Annotated in this window: 14 protein-coding genes and 1 tRNA gene; 8 read left to right on the top strand and 7 right to left on the bottom strand. The window is 65.8% G+C overall.

The window, feature by feature from the left end; all coding sequences use genetic code 11:
- Positions 1 to 52: 52 nt before the first annotated feature.
- The 4 genes from Q5Z10_RS17150 to thiS form a co-directional block, all read right to left on the bottom strand.
- Positions 53 to 1,900 (bottom strand): SLC13 family permease, encoded by a 1,848-nt coding sequence (locus Q5Z10_RS17150; RefSeq protein WP_303636571.1) that lies wholly within the window; start codon positions 1,898 to 1,900, stop codon positions 53 to 55.
- Between the two features lie 27 nt (positions 1,901 to 1,927).
- Positions 1,928 to 2,662, bottom strand: a complete 735-nt coding sequence (gene trmB / locus Q5Z10_RS17145) for a tRNA (guanosine(46)-N7)-methyltransferase TrmB (RefSeq protein ID WP_303636570.1) — start codon at positions 2,660 to 2,662, stop codon at positions 1,928 to 1,930.
- Positions 2,662 to 3,456 carry a thiazole synthase gene (locus tag Q5Z10_RS17140; RefSeq protein ID WP_303636569.1) on the bottom strand — a complete coding sequence of 265 codons (795 nt, stop codon included), beginning with the start codon at positions 3,454 to 3,456 and terminating at the stop codon, positions 2,662 to 2,664. The genes trmB and Q5Z10_RS17140 overlap by 1 nt, the downstream gene beginning before the upstream one ends.
- Positions 3,457 to 3,588: 132 nt before the next feature.
- On the bottom strand, positions 3,589 to 3,789 hold the full coding sequence (thiS, locus tag Q5Z10_RS17135; protein ID WP_108747263.1) for a sulfur carrier protein ThiS: 201 nt from the start codon (positions 3,787 to 3,789) through the stop codon (positions 3,589 to 3,591).
- A 206-nt stretch (positions 3,790 to 3,995) separates the two neighbouring features.
- Between thiS and Q5Z10_RS17130 the strand changes: the two genes are divergently transcribed.
- The 4 genes from Q5Z10_RS17130 (at position 3,996) to Q5Z10_RS17115 (ending at position 9,413) form a co-directional block, all read left to right on the top strand.
- Entirely contained in the window at positions 3,996 to 5,828 is a 1,833-nt protein-coding gene (locus Q5Z10_RS17130; protein ID WP_303636568.1) for an autotransporter outer membrane beta-barrel domain-containing protein, read from the top strand.
- Positions 5,829 to 5,968: 140 nt separating this feature from the next.
- A tRNA-Gly gene (locus tag Q5Z10_RS17125) sits at positions 5,969 to 6,042 on the top strand.
- A 105-nt stretch (positions 6,043 to 6,147) separates the two neighbouring features.
- Positions 6,148 to 7,647, top strand: a complete 1,500-nt coding sequence (locus Q5Z10_RS17120) for a tyrosine-type recombinase/integrase (RefSeq protein ID WP_442758924.1) — start codon at positions 6,148 to 6,150, stop codon at positions 7,645 to 7,647.
- Between the two features lie 1,007 nt (positions 7,648 to 8,654).
- Positions 8,655 to 9,413 carry an MT-A70 family methyltransferase gene (locus tag Q5Z10_RS17115; protein ID WP_202935632.1) on the top strand — a complete coding sequence of 253 codons (759 nt, stop codon included), beginning with the start codon at positions 8,655 to 8,657 and terminating at the stop codon, positions 9,411 to 9,413.
- Here the strand turns inward: Q5Z10_RS17115 and Q5Z10_RS17110 are convergent.
- Positions 9,304 to 9,972, bottom strand: a complete 669-nt coding sequence (locus Q5Z10_RS17110; RefSeq protein ID WP_162377373.1) for a BglII/BstYI family type II restriction endonuclease — start codon at positions 9,970 to 9,972, stop codon at positions 9,304 to 9,306. The genes Q5Z10_RS17115 and Q5Z10_RS17110 overlap by 110 nt on opposite strands.
- Positions 9,973 to 10,010: 38 nt before the next feature.
- Positions 10,011 to 11,672, bottom strand: a complete 1,662-nt coding sequence (locus Q5Z10_RS17105; RefSeq protein ID WP_303639210.1) for a MobA/MobL family protein — start codon at positions 11,670 to 11,672, stop codon at positions 10,011 to 10,013.
- A 437-nt stretch (positions 11,673 to 12,109) separates the two neighbouring features.
- Between Q5Z10_RS17105 and Q5Z10_RS17100 the strand changes: the two genes are divergently transcribed.
- Genes Q5Z10_RS17100 through Q5Z10_RS17090 form a run of 3 tightly spaced genes read left to right on the top strand, consistent with a single transcriptional unit; the run spans position 12,110 to position 14,282 of the window.
- Positions 12,110 to 12,421: a conjugal transfer protein TraD gene (locus Q5Z10_RS17100; protein ID WP_277434757.1), complete on the top strand. Its 312-nt coding sequence runs from the start codon at positions 12,110 to 12,112 to the stop codon at positions 12,419 to 12,421.
- On the top strand, positions 12,418 to 12,630 hold the full coding sequence (locus Q5Z10_RS17095) for a hypothetical protein (protein WP_303636567.1): 213 nt from the start codon (positions 12,418 to 12,420) through the stop codon (positions 12,628 to 12,630). Before Q5Z10_RS17100 ends, Q5Z10_RS17095 begins: the two co-directional genes overlap by 4 nt.
- On the top strand, positions 12,627 to 14,282 hold the full coding sequence (locus Q5Z10_RS17090) for a type 4 pilus major pilin (RefSeq protein WP_303636566.1): 1,656 nt from the start codon (positions 12,627 to 12,629) through the stop codon (positions 14,280 to 14,282). The genes Q5Z10_RS17095 and Q5Z10_RS17090 overlap by 4 nt, the downstream gene beginning before the upstream one ends.
- Here Q5Z10_RS17090 and Q5Z10_RS17085 read toward each other — a convergent pair.
- Complete coding sequence (locus tag Q5Z10_RS17085; RefSeq protein WP_303636565.1) at positions 14,250 to 14,867, bottom strand: hypothetical protein; 618 nt, start codon at positions 14,865 to 14,867, stop codon at positions 14,250 to 14,252. The two genes, Q5Z10_RS17090 and Q5Z10_RS17085, sit on opposite strands and share 33 nt — an antisense overlap.
- A 335-nt stretch (positions 14,868 to 15,202) precedes the next feature.
- Here Q5Z10_RS17085 and Q5Z10_RS17080 point away from each other — a divergent pair, with 335 nt between their 5' ends.
- Entirely contained in the window at positions 15,203 to 18,703 is a 3,501-nt protein-coding gene (locus tag Q5Z10_RS17080) for an AAA domain-containing protein (protein WP_303636564.1), read from the top strand.
- Positions 18,704 to 18,749: the final 46 nt, after the last annotated feature.

The raw sequence follows: 18,749 nt of genomic DNA, 5'->3' as shown, positions 1-18,749 counted from the left end.
GGTGCGGGCAATCCCGCAGGTCAGGGCGCAGCCCTGCCAGCACACTTCCCCCTCAGAACATCAGGTTGATCATCACCACCACCACGCAGGTGTAGATCAGCGACAACGGTCCACCCACCCGCCACATCTCACGCGGGGTGTAGTTGGCCGGGCCGGTGATCATCGAAATCACCGGGTTCGACGCCGTCATCAGGTTGTTGGACGCCGACAGCGCGACGATCAGCGCGAACGCGGTGGGATTGCCGCCCGCCGCCAGTGCCAGGTTCACCGCGATCGGCACCATCACGATGGTCGCGCCAACGTGGCTGATCACCAGCGAGAACACCGTGGTCAGCAAGGCCAGCGCCAGTTCCAGTACCCAGACCGGAATGCCGGTGGGCAGCTTGTCGATGGTGTGGCCGGCCACCCACGCCGCTGCGCCGCTGGAGTCCATCGCCCAGCCCAGCGGGATCAGCCCGGCCATCATGAACACGGTCTTCCAGTTGATCGAGGCGTAGGCCTCGTCCATGCGCAGCACGCCGGTCAGCAGCATGCCAGCCACGCCGGTCATCAGGGTCAGCGCCACCGGCAGCTTGCTGGTCAGCGCGATCAGGATGGTCAGCGCGAAGATCGCCATCGCGATCTTGAACTTGTGCGGGCGCTGCTCGCCGGTCGGGTAGTCGGTCACCACCACGAAGTCGCGGCTGCGCGCGGCCTGCGCCAGGTCGGTCCAGATGCTGTGGAAGACCAGCATGTCACCGGCGCGCAGCTGCACATCGCGCACGTCCTCGCGGATCACCTGCTTGTCGCGGTTGATCGCCAGCAGGCTGATGCCGCGCTCCTTGCGCAGGCGCAGGTCGGCCGCGCTCTTGCCGATCACGTTCGAGGTCGGCGGTACCACCGCCTCGGAAATGCCGGCGCGGCTGGGATTGAACAGGTCGCCCAGGTGCTTCAGCCGTGACGACATGCGCAGGAACTGGTTCTGGGCGAAATCATGGATCTGCTCGCGCGGGCCCATCGCGCCCAGTACGCTGCCGACCCAGATGCGCATCTCCGCCGGCGGTGCCAGCCGGGTGTCGTTGCCGGTCTTCAAGGCCAGTAGCAGCGGTGCGTCGTGCAGGTTCTCGGCCTCGCCCAGGGTCATGCCCACCAGCGGGCTTTCGGCGCTCACCACCAGCTCGAACACATCGCCTTCGATGCCATAGGTCTTGGCGAAGTAGCTCTCGGTGCGGGCCGGGGTGACGCCGTCGTTCACCAGGCTTTCTTCCTCCACCAGCTTGCGGTCGCCGTAGTAGCGGAAGTACAGCAGCGAGGCGACCAGCAGGGCCACGCCGATCGGCAGCGGCGCGAACATGCGCAGTGGTTCGATCGTGGCCAGGCCGGAGGGCAGGTTGTTGTTGGCCGAGGCCAGCAGATCGTTCAGCAGGATCAGCGGCGAGTTGCCGACCATGGTCAGCGCGCCGCCCATCACGATCGCCGCCGAAATCGGCAGCAGCAGCCGCTGCAGGGTCAGCCCGGTGCGCGCGGCCAGCCGCGAGGCCACCGGCAGGTACAGCGCCATCACCGACGGGTTCTGCATGAAGGAGGAGTTCAGGCCGGCAATGGCCGTGGTCATCATCAGCAGCCGCTGCTCCACCCCGTGGCCGCGCCGCAGCAGCCAGGCCGCCAGCCGGTTCAGTGCCCCGGTGCGGTCCAGGCCCGCACCGAGGATGGTGGTGGCGATGATGCTCATCACCGCATTACCGGAGAAACCGCCGAAGATCTCCTCCGGCGCGATCAGGCCGGTCACGCCCAGCACCACCAGCACCACCAGCGCGACCACGTCGGCGCGGATGCGCTCGAACAGGAACATCGCCATCGTGAAGCCGACCAGCCCGAGCACGAGCTTCATGTCGTTGGTCAGCGTCAGCGCGGTATCCATGTGGGGCGCGGTGTCCTCAGGCGATGGTCAGGTGCGGTCGTACAGCAGGTCCCAGACGCCGTGGCCCAGCTTCTGGCCGCGGGTCTCGAAGTGGGTCTGCGGGCGCCAATCCGGGCGCGGCACGCTGCCGCGCGGACCGGCACGGTTGACCAGGCCGGCGGTGGCGTCGAGCACGTCCCACATCTGCTCGGCATAGTCTTCCCAGTCGGTGGCGCAGTGCAGGCGGCCACCCGGGCGCAGCTTGCGCACGATCAGCTCGGCGAACGCCGGCTGCAGCAGGCGCCGCTTGTTGTGGCGCTTCTTGTGCCACGGGTCCGGGAAGTAGATGCGCACTTCGTCCAGCGCACCGTCGGCGATCTCGTTCTGCAGCACTTCCACCGCGTCGTGGTGATACAGGCGCACGTGGTCGGCGTTGTCCTCGGCCAGCGCGTTCAGCAGCCGGCCCACCCCGGGCGCGTGCACTTCGATGCCGATGTAATCGCGCGACGGGTCATGCTGGGCGGCAAAGCGCAGCGCGGCGCCGTTGCCGAAGCCGATTTCCAGCACCTTGTGCGCCGGGCGCCCGAAGGTGGCATCCAGGTCGCGCGGCTGGCCGTTGTAGTCGATGCCGAAACGCGGCCAGCGTTCGTCGAACGCGCGCTGCTGGGCGGGGGTGAAGCGGCCCTGGCGCAGCACGAAGCTGCGCACTTCACGGCGGCCTTCGCTGACGGTGAAGGGCTTGGGCGGGGCCTTGGACCCGGCGCTGTCGAAAGGATTGGTCATCAGCCGATCAATCCATCAACCGGCGAGGAGGCACTGGCATACCGCTTGCGCGGAATGCGGCCGGCCAGGAACGCTTCGCGCCCGGCCTCGACCGCCTTGCGCATCGCGCTGGCCATCAGCACCGGGTTGCGTGCACCGGCAATGGCGGTGTTCATCAGTACGCCGTCGCAACCCAGCTCCATCGCGATCGCCGCATCCGAGGCAGTGCCCACGCCGGCGTCGACGATGATCGGCACCTTGGCGTCTTCGATGATCTGCAGCAGGTTGTACTTGTTCTGGATGCCCAGGCCCGAGCCGATCGGCGCGGCCAGCGGCATCACCGCGGCGCAGCCGATCTCTTCCAGGCGCTTGGCCAGGATCGGGTCGTCGGAGGTGTAGACCATCACCTCGAAGCCGTCCTTGACCAGCTGCTCGGCGGCCTTGAGGGTCTGCATCACGTCCGGGTACAGGGTCTTCTGGTCGCCCAGTACTTCAAGTTTGGTCAGGTTGTGGCCGTCCAGCAGCTCGCGGGCCAGGCGGCAGGTGCGCACCGCGTCCTCGGCGGTGTAGCAGCCGGCGGTGTTGGGCAGGATGGTGTAGCGGTCCGGCGGCAGTACATCGAGCAGGTTCGGTTCGCCCGGGTTCTGCCCGATGTTGGTGCGGCGGATGGCCACGGTGACGATCCGGGCGCCAGCAGCCTCGGTGGCCAGGCGGGTTTCTTCCAGATCCTTGAACTTGCCGGTGCCGGTCAGCAGCCGCGAGCCGTAGGTCTTGCCGGCGATCACCAGCGAATCGGGGGAGACATGAACGTTCATGGCGTGATTATCGCTTATCCGCCTGAAGATGGGGTCGTCACATCAGCACCGCCGGGCACGACCGGCGTTCCCCTGTGTCCGCCCCGGCAGCGCCGGGCCATGCCCGGCGAACGCAGCGCGCGGGGGCTTGCCTCAGCCCCCACCGAGCGCGTGCACGATCTCCACCACGTCTCCTTCGGCCAGTACGTGTTCGCCGTGGCGGCTGCGGCTGACGATCTCGCCGTTGACCTCCACCGCGACCCGCCGCTGCAGCAGCTGCTCGGTCGCAAGCAGGTCGAGCAGGGTGGCCGAAGCGGGCAGGGTACGGGGTTCGCCGTTGAGCTGGATGTTCATGGCGTCATTGTCGCTGATCCCCTGTCCGGATCGGAACTGTTGCAATCGTCCGTGCACGCCACCTTCGGCACAGCCCGCCAGGCCTGCAAGCGGCGACAATCCATGCGGCGGCGCAGCGTGAGCAATGGGCGGCACGGTGAAACCATGCACCGTGCGCCGGCGTACGTGTGCCGGGTTCTCAACGACATCCCCACAGGAGTTTCAACATGCTGCTCAGCAAACGCCCGATCCGCTCCCTCATGGCAGCGGCAATCGCGCTGGCCGCGCTGCCGGCCATGGCAGGCGAATCCCCGTTCAGCCGAACCGTGTTCTTCGGTGACAGCCTCACCGACAGCGGCTACTTCCGCCCGCTGCTGCCGCCCGAAGCGCGGCCGGTCACCGGCCAGTTCACCACCAATCCCGGCCTGGCCTGGTCACAGGTCGTGGCCGACTATTACGGTCTCAACGCCAGTCCGAACGGCAACGGCCAGGTCGGCGACAACCATGCCGTCGGTGGTGCCCGCGTGGGTACCGATCTGACCCAGCCGGCGTTCGGCAACGTGCCGGTGCCGTCGCTGAAGACGCAGATGGCCAATTACCTGGCCGCCAATGGCGGCAAGGCCGACCCGAATGCGCTGTACACCGTGTGGGGCGGCGCCAATGATCTGTTCTCGATCACCGCCCCGGCCCAGGCGCCGGCGGTGATCGGCGCGGCGGTGACCACGCAGATCGGCATCGTGGCCAGCCTGAAGCAGGCCGGTGCCCAGTACGTGATGGTGCCCAACCTGCCTGACGTCGGCATCACCCCCGGGTTCATCGATCGCGGTGCGGCCGGACAAGCCCAGGGTACCGCCCTGTCCACCGCCTACAACACCGCGCTGTATGGTGGCCTGAAGCAGGCCGGCATCGACTTCATTCCGCTCGATACCTACACCCTGCTGCATGAGATCACCGCCAACCCGGGCAGGTATGGTTTCAGCAACGTCACCGGCCGCGCCTGCCTGACCGCATCGTCGCTGACCTGCAGCCCGCTGGCCTATGCGCGCCCGGATGCCGCCAACACCTACCTGTTCGCCGATGATGTGCACCCGACGTCGGCGGCGCACCAGATGCTGGGCCAGTACGCCATTTCAATCCTGGAAGGTCCGCGCCTGCAGCAGGTGCTGACCCATTCGGCGCAGACCATCGGCCGCTCGCGCGCGGACCAGGTCAGCCTGCATCAGGCCGGGCGCCCGGCGGACGGCCTGTCCTGGTGGGGCGGGGTACGCGGTGACATGCAGCGCCACGACCATGCCGACCTGTACGACGGCCTGGCCCCGGCCGGCCTGTTCGGTGTCGACTGGGCCCGCGATGGCATGGTCTTCGGTGGTTTCGCCGGCTTCGGCCGCCTGAATGCCGACTTCGGCAACAGCCGTGGCGATTTCACCCAGAAGGACACTACGGCCGGCCTGTTTGCGGGCTGGTACGGCGATCGCATCTGGGTCAATGGCCAGGTCAGCTACACCTGGCTGTCCTATGACGTGAACCGCAAGGTCCAGCTGGGCCCGGCCACCCGTGAACATGGCGGCTCGCCGGACGGCAGCAACCTGACCGCCGCGCTGAATGCCGGGTATGAGTTCGGCACCGAAGGTGGCTTCCGCCATGGCCCGATCGCCTCGGTGATCTGGCAGCAGGTGAAGATCGACGGTTACACCGAAAGCGCCGATGCCGGCACGCTGGCCACCGCGCTGGGTTACGGCAAGCAGGACGTTGATTCCACCGTCGGCCGCGTCGGCTGGCAGGCCCGTTTCGATGGCGGCAGCGTCAAGCCGTACGTGCAGGTGACCTACGATCATGAGTTCGAGGACACCAAGCAGGCCAGCGCCTGGGTGCAGAGCCTGCCGGAGGTGGGCATGTACCGCGTGCCGGGCATGGACTTCGACAAGAACTATGCCACCGCCATCCTGGGCGCACGCATGGAACTGTTCGGCCTGCAGAGCAATATCGGCCTGAGCGCGACCACCCTGCAGAAGCGTGCGCAGGACGCCACGCTGTTCGCCAGCTTCAGCGGCAGCTTCTGATGCCGGTGGGGGCGGGGCCCTTTCCGCAGGGGAAGGGCTCCGACCCCGTTGTCGCACGGCAGCGCCGGGCCCTGACCGGCGGATGTGGTGGCCGCCATTGCGCAACACCGGCCGCTCCGCATAGACTTTCATCCTGCAACGCGGGCGTAGCTCAATGGTAGAGCTGTAGCTTCCCAAGCTACTGACGTGGGTTCGATTCCCATCACCCGCTCCACTCAAGACCCATCATGCTCCTAAGTGCATGAATTTGCAAGGGTTTTAGTCAAGAAAAACGACTTCTCAAGCGACCCGTTTAGGTATCGTTTGAGGTATCGTTTTCGTGCCGAAGCCCCTGCTTCTTTCGCGTCCAAGCGGGCTCTATGCCCGCTTTCTCGTGCCGATGGATTTGCGCCCCGTCGTGGGGTCGCGCTTCCTCGTGCGTCCGCTCCATCTACCTCCAGGGGACGCGGCGCGACTGGTCGCCGCATGCATGGCCGTGGCACTCTCTCATGCGTTCGACGCACTGCGCAGGGGGCAGACCGTGGATTGGAAGAAGGCATTGGAAGCGGCACAGGCGGCAGGCCGGAAGGATCTCATCCTGGAAGGTCTCACTTTCTCCGACGGGACGAAAATCGATCGCGCTCGGCTGGACACGGCCGAAGATGTTGCGATGCTCTCGGCTCTGGCTGAGCAGCGCCGCGCTCAAGTGAGCGCCAGCAGCGCCCGCATTGCCGCCGCCGCTGCCGGCCGTCGCTTGCGCCTGTCCATGGCAATCGCGGCACACCTGGGCGACCTGGAGGGCGCTCGGCTACATGCCAAGACGATCCTGGAAAGCCGCCACACCCTGCGCCTGTTCTCCGAAGTGGTAGGCGCATCCACGCCGGTGGCCGAACTCACACAGGAGCACGTGCGCGCCTTCTTCGCCGCCGTGCGCTGGTGGCCTTCGAACGCGTCCAAGCGCCCCGAGTATCGGGATCTTCCGGTGCTTGAGGTCTTCGAGTTGGCGAAGAAGAACGGCGAACCCGCGCCAGCTGCGTGGACCATTGCGAAACACCGACAGCGCTTGTCCGTGTTCTTCGTGTCGCTGGTGGCTTCCGGAGACTTGGCCACCAACCCCCTGGCGGGAGTGCGCGCCGTCGCCACGCCCGACAACGAGGACCGCGGCGCGCCGTTTTCGGATGATGAACTGCGGGCCATCTTCGGCCCCGCGTTCGTGCCCTGGGCATCGAAATACCCGCATCGCTGGTTCGGCTCCATGCTGGGGCTGTTCTCTGGTGCGCGGGTCAATGAGGTGGCCCAGCTCCGCGTGGAGGACGTGGAAACGGTCGATGGCGTGCCTGGCTTCTACATTCGGGCCGCAGCGAAGGGCCAGAGCGTCAAAAACAGGAACAGCCGCCGCTTTGTGCCCTTGGCCCAGCCGGTGGTTGCTGCTGGGTTTTTGACGTATGTCGATGAGGCCAAGGCCGCCGGTCATGCGCAGTTGTTCCCCAACCTGCCGAACTCCACCGGGCTGGGCTTTGGCCGGCAGTTGTCGCGCCAGTTCTCGGCCTACATCAAGGGCCTGGGCATTGAAGAGAAGGGGCAGGGGTTCCACGGCTTCCGCCACACCCTCGCTGACCGTCTAGACGCGGCCGGCGCGTCCGCTGCTGCCATCGGCGCATTGACGGGACACGCGGCGGGGCAGACCGTGCTGGAGAAGCACTACATCCACCGCAGCACGCTTCCGGACCGGGTGGCAACGCTCGCGAAGTTCTCGCCGCCGGTGACGCTGCCGGCTTACACGCCTGGGCAGTTCGCGGGGGCACTGAAAGGGGTGGCGGCTACGAAGCGCAAGCGGTAGGAGAGGGGCCGTCGAAAAATTTCGCCCGTTTGCTTTTCCAGAGCATGCAAAGGCTTTTCTTGAGCAAGGAAAAGCCAGGTATTGCGGTTGCATGGGTCTGGTGTCTGCAACTGCAACAGGGATACGGAGAACGAAAGCGCCCCCTGCTTTGCCCTTCATCGCCGGGTCCGCTTCGCTCCCCCGACGATGAAGGGCAAAGTCTCCCCGGGACCTCCGCCTTAAGGGCGGCCGGGGCGACTTAGCCCCTGCTGGTTACCACCTCGAAGGTGGCCCGACAGTCGGGCACGGTGATAGATGGACTACACCGCTACGACAGGTTCACGCGGTCCAACCGCGCCGGCTCTGGGTCCTGTCACCAAGCTCTCGCCTGGCGTCTCTCCAGTGGGCTCGCCCGCTCCCCAGCCGTCGCTGGGGAATGTCATCCTAGCTTCCTTCCTTGGGCCACAACCCCTTGGCAGTCGGATCGCGACAGGGCACACGAGCGGGGCCAGATTGAGCACTCCCCGCGCCTCTGCGACGCTTGAACTACCTGGGTAGGCGCAGGTTGCAAGGCCAGACAGCGCCTATTGTCCCCCTGCTTCAAAGCCCGCTCACTCCGGTGGTGGTCAGCCCAAGCCCCTCAATGGGGCGCCCGTTCCTTGTGCGCGGCCCGGTTTCACCCGGGCACCGTGCTACGGCTACCTAGGGCACCAAGGCAGTGAGAGGAGACGAGGGAAGGGGGGGTTGCGGTCGGGCCCTGGCTTGTTATCGTGACCCTAGGGGCCGCGCCTGGGCTCGGCAGTCATCACCTGCCTAGCTCGCCTCCGGGCTTCACTCACCCGGGGGCCTTCCCTTCAAAGTAGCTCGCCCCGGTCATTCGTCAAGGTGGCCGGGGCGTTCTCTTTTCAGTCGCAGCCGGTGCGAGCGCGCCCTCCTAGTCTTTAGTCATGACGCGCTCATTGCCCTTGCCTTTGGCACTCCAGCCAGCGACCATTGAGGATCTTTTTGCTCCCTCAATGCCCCCGCCAGTGTCCAAGAAAAACCTCGCCCAGCAGGCGGCCCAAGAACTCAAGGCCTTGGCCCCGTCGAAGGGCTTTAAGACCGTGATGGCGGATCCGCCGTGGCGCTTCCAGAACCGCACGGGGAAGATGGCCCCAGAACACAAGCGGTTGAGCCGCTACGGCACGATGGACTTGCCGGAAATCATGGCCCTGCCGGTGTCCGAAATCGTGGCCGACACCGCGCACCTGTATCTGTGGGTGCCCAACGCGCTGCTACCCGAAGGCCTGGAAGTGATGAAGGCGTGGGGGTTCTCTTACAAGTCCAACATCGTGTGGCACAAGATCCGAAAGGACGGCGGGCCAGACGGCCGGGGGGTGGGCTTCTACTTCCGCAACGTCACCGAACTGCTGTTGTTCGGGGTGCGGGGCAAGAACGCGCGCACGCTGGACCCGGGCCGCACGCAGGTGAACTTCCTAGCAACGCAGAAGCGCGAGCACTCCCGCAAGCCCGATGAGCAATACCCGCTGATTGAGGCGTGTAGCCCTGGCCCATTCCTGGAGATGTTCGCGCGTGGCCCGCGCAAGGGCTGGAGCGTGTGGGGCAACCAGTCGGACGACTACGCGCCGACCTGGAACACCTACGCCAATCACTCGCAGGCAGACCGGAGCCCGTCGGTTAGTCCGCGCGCTGCGGCTCCAAAAGGGGAGCCGGTGCGGGCTTCTTCTTCGCCTTCGCTTTCTTCGGCACAGCGGGCGGCTCGGCGTCGGTCAAAAGGGACTTCTTGATACCGATGACCAGCAGGGGGCAGCCGCCCCCGCTGCCACCCTCCACGCGCGGCAGCAGCTTGCCCATGTGGGTGGTGCTGTTCCCGTAAGAAGAGCCGCGACCCATCGCGTCGAACACCTCTTGCAGCTCGTCGGCCCGGGTGAAGATAACCCCGACACTGACCACGCCCAAGTCAAACAACAGGCGAAAGTTGTTGAGGTCACGGTCGTAGAACGGATCCTTGTTGTTCCATTCGACCTCAAGCGCTACCCGATTTCGGAAGCAATCCACTTTGTGGGTTGGGCTGTCCCTGGTGATCTCATCAACCTTGATCTGCGTGTTGAACTTCGTCTCTACCCATCCCCGCTCGCCCAACGTGTGGTCAACCCATGCGGCGAGGTTAGAGCGGTTGCCACCGCCCACCTCAATCCAGCCCTTATAGAGCCTGAAGTCCTCCAGCATTCGCAGGATATCGGCCCACTCGTCTGGGAAGTCCGACTTGAGGATGGCGACAGCGTGCCGCCATTCGTGGAGCTCGTAGTTCGCGCGGATGAAGTCGCTAAAGTCGGTCTCGGCCATGGCCGGATCCTATTCAGCGCCGCCGCCCTTGCATACCCCTAGCGCATGCGCGGCCTTTGTCGTTCCTGGAGGGACGTCCGCCCAGGTGTCGGCTCCACGCCCGGGGCCAACGTGGGCGCGGGCTCGGGTTGCTGCGGGGGTTTCGCGTCGAAGCGGGGCACGGGCATGCCAAAGGCCTGGGCGAACTGGGCCCGCGCCTTTTCGGCAACGGCTTCTGCTTGCTGACGCTGCCGGCTGGCGGCATCGCGATCCGCCTTGGCCTGGGCCTCGGCAACCTTCGCCCGCTTCACGGTTTCAGCGGCGTCCAAGGCCTGGCGGTCGTGCGCCGTGGGATGGCCCAGGGCTCTGCGCATTCGGCTGAAGGGGTCATCTGCCGGCGGCCCGTAGTGCCCCCGGTCGGCACGGGCACGGCGAACCGCTTCCCGCGCTTGCTTTCGCTCCTCGACCGTTCGGCGCCATGCCTCCCGGGCCTCGCCTGCGGCGTCATGGGTTTCAAGCAGGGTGCGCGCGGTGGCCCGCTGCCATGGGGTTGCTTCTGGCTGCTGGAGGGCTCGCCTGGCGCGGGCCAGCATTTCGGCAATCAATTCTTCAAGCTGCTTGGCGGCTTCTTGCACCACGACGTTCTCCACCTGGACACGATCTTTCCCTCGGGCTGCGCGCTCGACGGCTGCCGACCCCTTCCCCTGCTGACCAGCGGCGCCAGCCGCCCGCCGGGGCATGGATGCCCCGGCCTTGTGCGAAGCGGGACGCTTTGCACGCGCCAGGACGGCGGCCTTTGGCGTGGGGCTGTTAGGGGTGGCCTGGGCCATGGCGGCAGTTCGCAGCCGCTGGGCGCCCTCCTTGCGTCGCTCCAACAAGGCGCGCGCGTGTAGGGCTTGCTCGTCCACCAGCTGCAAGCGGCCGTCGGCGGCCGCCTTGGCCTTGAGGTCTTCAAATCTGCGGGTGTGCTGGTTGAAGCGGCGCTCACTGGCCGTTCTTGCTCGGTCGTTGCGCTTTGCCCTGGGCAGGCGTTCGCCCCGGCGGCGGGCCTGGGTGACGGCCTTGCCCTCGTGTTTAGTCGGCACGCGGTCCAATTGGGCGACCGCGCCGAAATCGCCGCGTTGGGCTGCCTCGGCTTTCTGGTCCACAAGGCGCCGGTGGTCCACGCGCGAGGCAACGCCAGCGGCGGTTAGGGCGGCATTGATACGCGCGCCGATGGCGGCCCGTAGGTCTTTCAGTTCCTGCGCCCCTGCCTTGAATTCGTCCAGGACTTTCGCCGCACTGTTGCCGAAGCCATCCGGGCCCACCTGGCGCGGGGTGATGAGTATGTGCGCGTGAAAGTTGCGGTTGTCTCCGCCTTTGTCGGGTGCGTGGAGCGCGACCTGGGCGGCAACGCCGTAGCGTTCGACCAGCAATTGCCCCAGGTCTTTAGCCAGGCCGCGCCGCTGCTCGGGGTCCAGTTCGTGCGGCAAGGCCACCAGCACCTCACGCGCAACGCGCGCGTTCTTCCGCGTCTCGTGGCCTTCGACCTTGGCCCAAAGCTGCCGCGGATCCGTGGCCCACGCGGGCGCGCCATCGGGTGCCAGCATGTCCACCGACAGAACACCGCCTTTCTTGCTGTAGTCGTGGCGCGCGCCGCTGGGGTCGTCCAAGCACAGGCCAGCGCGGTAAGCAGCGGCAGCGGTCGCGCTGTCGCCCTTCCCACGGCTAAGACTTTTCACCTGGACCGAGTAAATCGCCACTACCTGAAAACCCCAACAACGACGGAAGCGCAGCCCCCTCTGGGGGCGAGCATTGGGGGGCAGGCGTGCGAAGCGCGCCGGGGTGTCGGGGGCGTAGCCCCTGACCGCACGGTTTCGCGAAGCGAAACCATAAGTGCGCTCTTGCTGTTTTCTTCGGGGCGAAAATCGCCCCTTCGAACCGCAGAGAACCGGGGCTGCTCGCTGCGCTCGCTGGCCCCCCGTTTCAGGTTCCCATGCACGCAAAAGCTGTCAACTTTTTAGCCAAAGCAAGAGCGGCGCTCGCTATCCGCTCGCGCCATCGATTGGGGCGTTGCCCCCCTTGCGCTCCGCGCGATTTCTGCTTGCATGGTTTATCAAGGCTTTTGTGAGCGTGGGTCGTGTCAGATGTTGAGAAGCGAAAGCTAAAACTGGATCGCATGATTGAAGCGGTGGCGAAGGAGCAAGCCAAACTGCTCCTGGCCGAACGCGAAGAGCAGCGGAAACGCCGCCGCGCCGAACTCAAGCAACGCGAAGCCGATAGGCGCGCCGACGCGCACCGCAAGATTGAGCTGGGTGGCCTCGTCATCGCTGCAGGTGTGGACGAGTGGAACGAGGCGGAAATCGTCGGCGCGCTGCTGGCCGTTTCCGAACAACTCGCACAACAACCGCAAGGCCGCGACCGGCTGCGACGCAAGGGCCTTGACCACCTAGAAGCCCGTGCGGCCTCTCGAAAGGCGGCGAAACAATGAGGCGCGTTCCACCACATGCCGACGGCTTCCGCCGCGCCGTGGTGGACGAAGCCCTGGCTGTGGACGGCGCATTGGTCTACGTCGTGCGCCTCTACTTCCCCAACGGTCATCTGTCGGTGACCCGCACCCATGCGACCTACCAGGCCGCGGCTCAAGAAGTCGCGGACTGGATGGACTGGTCCGAGCGCATTCCCCCGAGGCTCCCATGAAGAACAAGCACAAGCGCCGCGCCAACGGCTTCGGCCTCGTTGAAACCCTGCTGACCCTGGGCGCGCTGTCCGCGCTCTCCCTGGGCATCTATCTGGTTCTCTCTCCGGCCTCGGCCGCCGCCCAGGCCAAGCGCGAGCAGGACAATCTGCGTGACCTGTCCACGGCCGTGGACCAGTCGTTTGGCCTGCTTGGCAGTTTCCAGGGCGTGAGCGCGTCTCGGGTGGTTGAGGACGGATTGGCGCCGACCCGCATGGTCGAAGGCGACACGCTCCGCACCTCCTGGGGCACGTCGGTGACCATCGCACCCCACGCGGTCAAAGCCGCGGCGGATGGGTTCGTGGTCGTGTATCCGTTCGCCCCTGCTGACGTGTGCCCCCGCCTGGCGGCCGCCGTCTCGCGCGACGCCTATGACATTCGCGTCGAAGGGGTGAGCGTCTACGACGGTGGGCAGCTCAACCCCAGCGCAGCGGCTGCTGCATGCGGCCAGGCCGACACGGCCACGATGGAGTTTGTGTATCACTCCGGCCTGGTGGCCGGCACGGCCGTGGCCGCCCCGGCTCTCGTTCTGCCGCCTGCTCCTCCGTCGGTTTCGCCTCCTACCTCGCCGCCCATCGGTGGCCCGGTCGGCCCTGCGGGCCCAGTGGGTCCTGCGGCCCCGATTGCTCCAGCGCTGACCGCTCCACCGGTTGCCCCGCCGCCGCCGCTCCTGCCGCCGGCACCGCCGCCGTCGAGCGTGACCACCACGACGCCGCCAGCAGTGACCCCGCCGCCGGTCACGCCCCCCACCACGGTGGCCGCGTGCGTGGTGCCGCCCGCGTGGACGCAATCGGAAGCGCGTAGCGTCGCGTGTGCGGCAGGCCAGTTTGGTGCGGTGACGGAAGGGCGCACCGCCCAGCACACGTTCGATTGCCCCGAAGCGTGGGACGCTCCGCGCGAAACCGTGAGCCCCTGGACCGCCTGGACGGTCACGGGCAGCACGTGCGTGAACTGCCCGGCGCCGTCGACGCAGTCGGAAGCGCAGTGGGTGGCCACGCCCAGCAGCTGCGCCGCCGGCCAATACGGCACGCGCAGCTGGGAGCGTGAGCAATCGCGGAGCCGCGGTATTTCCTACAACTGCCCCGCTGGCACCACCTCGCTGCCGCCTGCCACGGTGGGCGCCTGGTCGGCCTGGGCCGACACGGGCGCCACGCGCAACGTGGTGAACACCTGCGCACCCAACGCCTGCACTGGACCTTGGTCGCCGGTGTCCTCGTCAAGCGGCTTGGCGGTCAACTTCGCCAGCGTGTGCCTGTTTACCAACGACGCCGGCAACTACCAATCGAGCGTGTGTAGCTATTCGTCTGGCTGGCCTGCTGCGTGGTCCACGCCACCCAGCAGCTTGGGACTGTATCGGGTTGAAACGACAAGTGCCGGCCTCATGCCGCCCGCGTTCGCAAAAGTCGTGCTGACAAACAACGGCGATACGCAAGCACTGGAGTTGAACATTCCGGGTGGGTCATCGAGCGGATACAACGGCAATTTGTCCCAGACGATCTCTGTGGGTGGAGAGGAATTTCAGATCACACTGAACTGCTGGTATCAGCCGGTTAGCATGAGCCCCCCTTCCGCTCGGTGCTCACTATTCGGCCCGCGCAAGCGCACGTGCCCCTAACGCTTGCGCTTCAATCGGCCCCAAGTCACGCCGGTGCTTTTTGCCACGGCCGTTCTGGAACAACAGCCGGCCGTTGGTGATGAGATAGCCTGGGCCGGCGTCGAAATCACGTTCGGAGAATTCCCCCCCATTCTCAATCCGCATTTCCCGCACGCCTCGCAGGGAAGCGTCCCCCAAGGCCACCGCGGCCGCCCTCGTGGCTTCAGTGAGTTTGATGTAGCCGCCTTTACTGGTCGGCGGATGGGAATGGAAGGTTTCCGAGGTGGTCTCCATACCCTCCGGGGCCACCCCGTATGCGAACACGCATTCGAACTGACTGCGCAAGGTAATGACTTTCAGACCCCAGCGGTCCTCGCCTTTGGCCTTGGCCACGAACGCGCAAGCCTCGGCCTGGTTCTCTTCGGTCCAAGCGGCAATTTCCGGCGCGATGCGCAGCAAGAAAGCCTCTTTTGCCTCCCCCAGCTCGCTGGTGTAAGTAGCCACTGGCCACGCTTTCGCAGAGACCGGCTTTGGACTTGAACCGCCGTGCGCCCACGCTTGCCCACAGGCCAGCAACGCCAGGACCATGAAAATGAACCGCTGCATGTCGCCACTCCGGTGCTTGAGTGGCGACCCACGACCCCGCTATGCTTGGGTATCGTTTGAGGTATCGTTTTTACCCCCTAGGCCCAAAAACAAACGTTTTTAGCTCAAGGGGTTAGCTGGTTTTGGATTCTGTTCCCATCGCCCGCTCCACTTCCAGGCTCGACTGCCTGTATCGAGGCCGCACCGGCGCACAGGCTCCGGGATTTGCGGCGCTCCTGTCCCGAGCGAGTTTGCGGTCTTACCGCCTTGATGTCTGTCGGGAGATTTCCGACCCGACACCAGGCCCGTGCTGTGGTTGAATCCTGATTCTGCAGATTCCAGGACGACAAACAGGCATGGATGCTTCGGTGCTGGCGTACCTCCGCTACGCGAACCAATCTCTTGCGGATGCAACGCGTATTTCGCCTTCCTTGAGCGAGAGTGACGCCGTCAGCGTGTCGCCAGACGAGTTGCAGCGCGGCCAGTTGGGTGACACCGCCCGTCGGGCGTTGCTCGAGCGGGCGCGCAACATGGCTGAAAAGCAGAAAAAGCCGTTCAATGCCGATGACGTCTGGCCGCTGAGCCTGGTGGTGATACCCAAAGTGTTCGCTTCGCGACCGGAGCATGGGCAGTGGAAGACATCACGGCCACGCCTTGTCGCACCGCTCCTGCTGGGGGCTCGCCTGGAGCGTGACGGCAACCTGCTGCCGGAAGAATCCGCCGAACGCCAGGCCTTCATTTCGCGGGAACTGCTGGAGCCCAGCCAGCAGAAGGTCACGATCGGTTCGGTGGAGGCGGCGGATGAAGCGTACGCCCAGAACGGCGCGCGTGCGGAGAGCTGGGCTCTGCAGATGGCAAAGGGCGTTGCCATCATCGAGGCCGTTACCGGAATGGAGTACGAACGGCTACATATCGAGGAATATGATCTGCTTGATGCCGCCAAGGTTGTGGTGTGCGGTGGATCCGGAGCGACCCGCAGCATCCAGAACCTGACCGGTTACCTGCTTGAGCGCGCCGATGTGGAGGTTCCTCTGCTTGCATCGCTGGTCACCCCGGCCGCCGATGCCCCCCTGTTGGACGCGCGTGAGCAGTTGCGGGTGTCGGCCGGGCACCTGGGCCAGATGGAATGCCGTTACGGCCTGTCGCCCTCGCAACGGGAGGCGCTGGCGCAGCATCTGGCGGCGCGGGAGAGCAATGGTGTGCTGGCCGTTGACGGCCCGCCGGGTACCGGCAAGACGACCCTTCTCCTGAGCGTCATCGCCACGCACTGGGTGCAGCACGCCGTCGACGGCGCCGCGCCCCCCCTCATCGTGGCGACCTCGACCAACAACCAGGCCGTGACCAACATCCTGCGAGCGTTTGCCGGGGTGGTTGAGGTTGATGGACCATTGGCCGGCCGTTGGCTGAAGGCAATGAAGAGCTATGGTCTGTACATGCCGGCCATGACGCGTAAGGAAGTTCTGGACTTCCCAGTGCATGAGCTGCGGCAGAATGGCAGGGAGTCCAGCTTCGATGCCAGATGCTACGAAGACGCGGCCGGGCTCGCGCAAGGGCTGCAGGAATTTCTCGAGCGGGCCAGCGCCGCGTTTGCAATGGATGCCGCAGAAGGGCTGGATGCAGCCGTCATGCACCTGCAGCATGCGTTGAAGGACGAAGTGCGGCAGATCGGACAGGCGGTCTCGGCGCTGGTCGCCATCGCTGACTACGCGGGAAACGTATCTGATGCAGCGGTAGCCGCCTCCCGTCAACAGATGCAGGATCAGCAGCAGAAGCTGCAGACCCGCATGCGCGACAGCGAGTGCCGGTTGCGCCAGCTCGATGCACTGCAGGTGGCCTGGGCAGAGCATCAACTCAGTGAGCCCCTGTTGATTGGCCTGATGGCGTGGATCGGGTTGACCGGACGCCGGCAGCTGCGTAACCGCGCGTTCTGGACACGTCAGCGCGCCGCCGCCCCATCCGAGGCCGTCGAGGCCCTGCGTGATGTTTCCTCCGCGCAGGTGGAGGCGCAGCTTGAAGCATGGCGCAATGCTGCCGACGAGGAGATCAGTGCCGCCAAAGCGGGCATCGATACACTGACGCGCCAGCAGGCGGATCTTCAGCACCAGCTGCAGATCCTGCACCCGCTGCTGGCGGGTCGACCGCTTGCCATTGAGGTCGTCCAGCAGGCGCTGGACATGGGCGCCCGCTATCGCGCATTCAAGCTGGCTACCCATTACTGGGAAGGTCGCTATCTACAACTCCTGAAGGCTCAACTCGGCACATCCGAAGGGGTGGTAGACGGCATGCAGCCAGAGCGCGTGCTGGAGCGCTACCGCCGGCTGGCCATGCTCCATCCCTGCTTTGTGGCCACGCTGTACACGTTGCCGGGGCGGTTCACGGCGTTCAACGGCACGGTCATGCCCCTGTTGAACTCGATCGATCTGCTCATCGCAGACGAGGCGGGCCAGGTGCCGCCGGAGGTCGCCGTGGCCAGCTTCGCGTTGGCCAAACGGGCGATCGTGGTCGGGGACGTGGACCAGATCGAACCCATCTGGGCGGTGCCGGCGACGGTCGACTTGGCCAATGCCCGACACACCGGCGTGATGCCCGCGACGGCAACGCCAGAAGACCTGCGCCGTGCCGGCATCGCTGCGTCCAACGGCAGCCTGATGAAGATGGCACAGCGCGCCACTTCGGTTGCCAGGTTTCCCGAACGTGGCCGGGGCATGTTCCTGTCCGAGCATCGCCGCTGCTGGAAAGAGATCATCCAACTCTGCAATACCCTGGTTTACGCCGGGCGATTGCAGCCGCTCAGGGACGACAACGGCGTGCGTCCCATCCAGCCCTCGCTGGGCCACGTCCATATCCCCGGTACAGATCAGCTCCGCGGCGGAAGCCGTGAGAACGACAGGGAGGCGCAGGCGATCGCCCGCTGGATCGGCAAGAACAGCGCTGCCATCCGCCGTGCCTACGGTCAAAGCGCGCTGGGTGGGCTGATCGCCGTGGTCACCCCATTCTCGGCCCAGGCGCGGCGTGTGCTCACTGAGTTGAACACCCATCTCGGAAAGGGGCACGGCATAACGGTGGGGACTGTCCATGCACTGCAGGGCGCGGAGCGCCGCATCGTGATCTTCTCGCCGTGCTACGGCTTGAACACCGTGCCAGGCAGTACCTTCATTGATCGCAATCGCTCCATGCTGAACGTGGCCATTTCCCGTGCGCAGGATGCCTTCCTGGTGTTTGGAAACATGCACCTGTTCCGGCCGGAAGGCGGGCACCCGTGCGCGGTCGTCGGCCGCATGCTGTTCGACCAGGGGCGGGAGATCGAAGGGGTTGACGCTGATCTGCTGGTTCCTGCGCCCATGCCCGGGCGTGGACGCCTGGTATCGGACCTGCAGGGCCACCGTGCGCTGCTGCAGGAGGCGTTGATCACTGCGCGCAGGACGCTGGTGATCGTCTCACCGTTCCTCACCCAGGATGCGATCATCACCGACGGGATCGAGGCGGGCATCAAGGCCGCCACAGCGCGCGGCGTGAAGGTAAGAGTGGTGACCGATCCCTCTCTCGCCAGGGAGCGCGAGCTTGCGGTCTGCAGCCGTCGCCTGACCGCCGCAGGCGCACAGGTACGCTTGGCCAGGACGCAGGGTGTGCACAGCAAACTCCTGCTCGTTGACAGATCCTGGTTCGCCATCGGTTCGTTCAACTGGTTGTCCGCAGTCAGGCGCGAAGGGGACCCGCACGCGCGGTATGAATCGTCACTGCGCTACGACGGTGATGAGAGCTTCTCGATGATCACCCGCACTCTCGAAGACATCGCACGGCTGGTCGCGGAGGTACCGTCCGCTGCGCCACTCACCGACGAGGCGGCACCCCTCTAGAGCAGCGCGGCCGACGCTCCCGCAGCAGTGTCTGGTCGATCCGGCT

It is taken from the genome of Stenotrophomonas sp. 704A1 (assembly GCF_030549525.1).
GTDB classification, from domain to species: Bacteria; Pseudomonadota; Gammaproteobacteria; order Xanthomonadales; family Xanthomonadaceae; genus Stenotrophomonas; species Stenotrophomonas tuberculopleuritidis.
Note: the sequence above shows the minus strand (reverse complement) of the source record. Positions and strands in the feature narration are given on the sequence as shown.

Excerpts from the sequence above, each read along its gene's own strand:
- trmB (WP_303636570.1), bottom strand. The coding sequence starts at position 2,662 with ATGACCAATCCTTTCGACAGCGCCGGGTCCAAGGCCCCGCCCAAGCCC.
- Q5Z10_RS17140 (WP_303636569.1), bottom strand. The coding sequence starts at position 3,456 with ATGAACGTTCATGTCTCCCCCGATTCGCTGGTGATCGCCGGCAAGACC.
- thiS (WP_108747263.1), bottom strand. The coding sequence starts at position 3,789 with ATGAACATCCAGCTCAACGGCGAACCCCGTACCCTGCCCGCTTCGGCC.
- Q5Z10_RS17110 (WP_162377373.1), bottom strand. The coding sequence starts at position 9,972 with ATGGCCGAGACCGACTTTAGCGACTTCATCCGCGCGAACTACGAGCTC.
- Q5Z10_RS17130 (WP_303636568.1), top strand. The coding sequence starts at position 3,996 with ATGCTGCTCAGCAAACGCCCGATCCGCTCCCTCATGGCAGCGGCAATC.
- Q5Z10_RS17095 (WP_303636567.1), top strand. The coding sequence starts at position 12,418 with ATGAGGCGCGTTCCACCACATGCCGACGGCTTCCGCCGCGCCGTGGTG.
- Q5Z10_RS17150 (WP_303636571.1), bottom strand. The coding sequence starts at position 1,900 with ATGGATACCGCGCTGACGCTGACCAACGACATGAAGCTCGTGCTCGGG.
- Q5Z10_RS17090 (WP_303636566.1), top strand. The coding sequence starts at position 12,627 with ATGAAGAACAAGCACAAGCGCCGCGCCAACGGCTTCGGCCTCGTTGAA.
- Q5Z10_RS17085 (WP_303636565.1), bottom strand. The coding sequence starts at position 14,867 with ATGCAGCGGTTCATTTTCATGGTCCTGGCGTTGCTGGCCTGTGGGCAA.
- Q5Z10_RS17100 (WP_277434757.1), top strand. The coding sequence starts at position 12,110 with ATGATTGAAGCGGTGGCGAAGGAGCAAGCCAAACTGCTCCTGGCCGAA.
- Q5Z10_RS17080 (WP_303636564.1), top strand. The coding sequence starts at position 15,203 with ATGGATGCTTCGGTGCTGGCGTACCTCCGCTACGCGAACCAATCTCTT.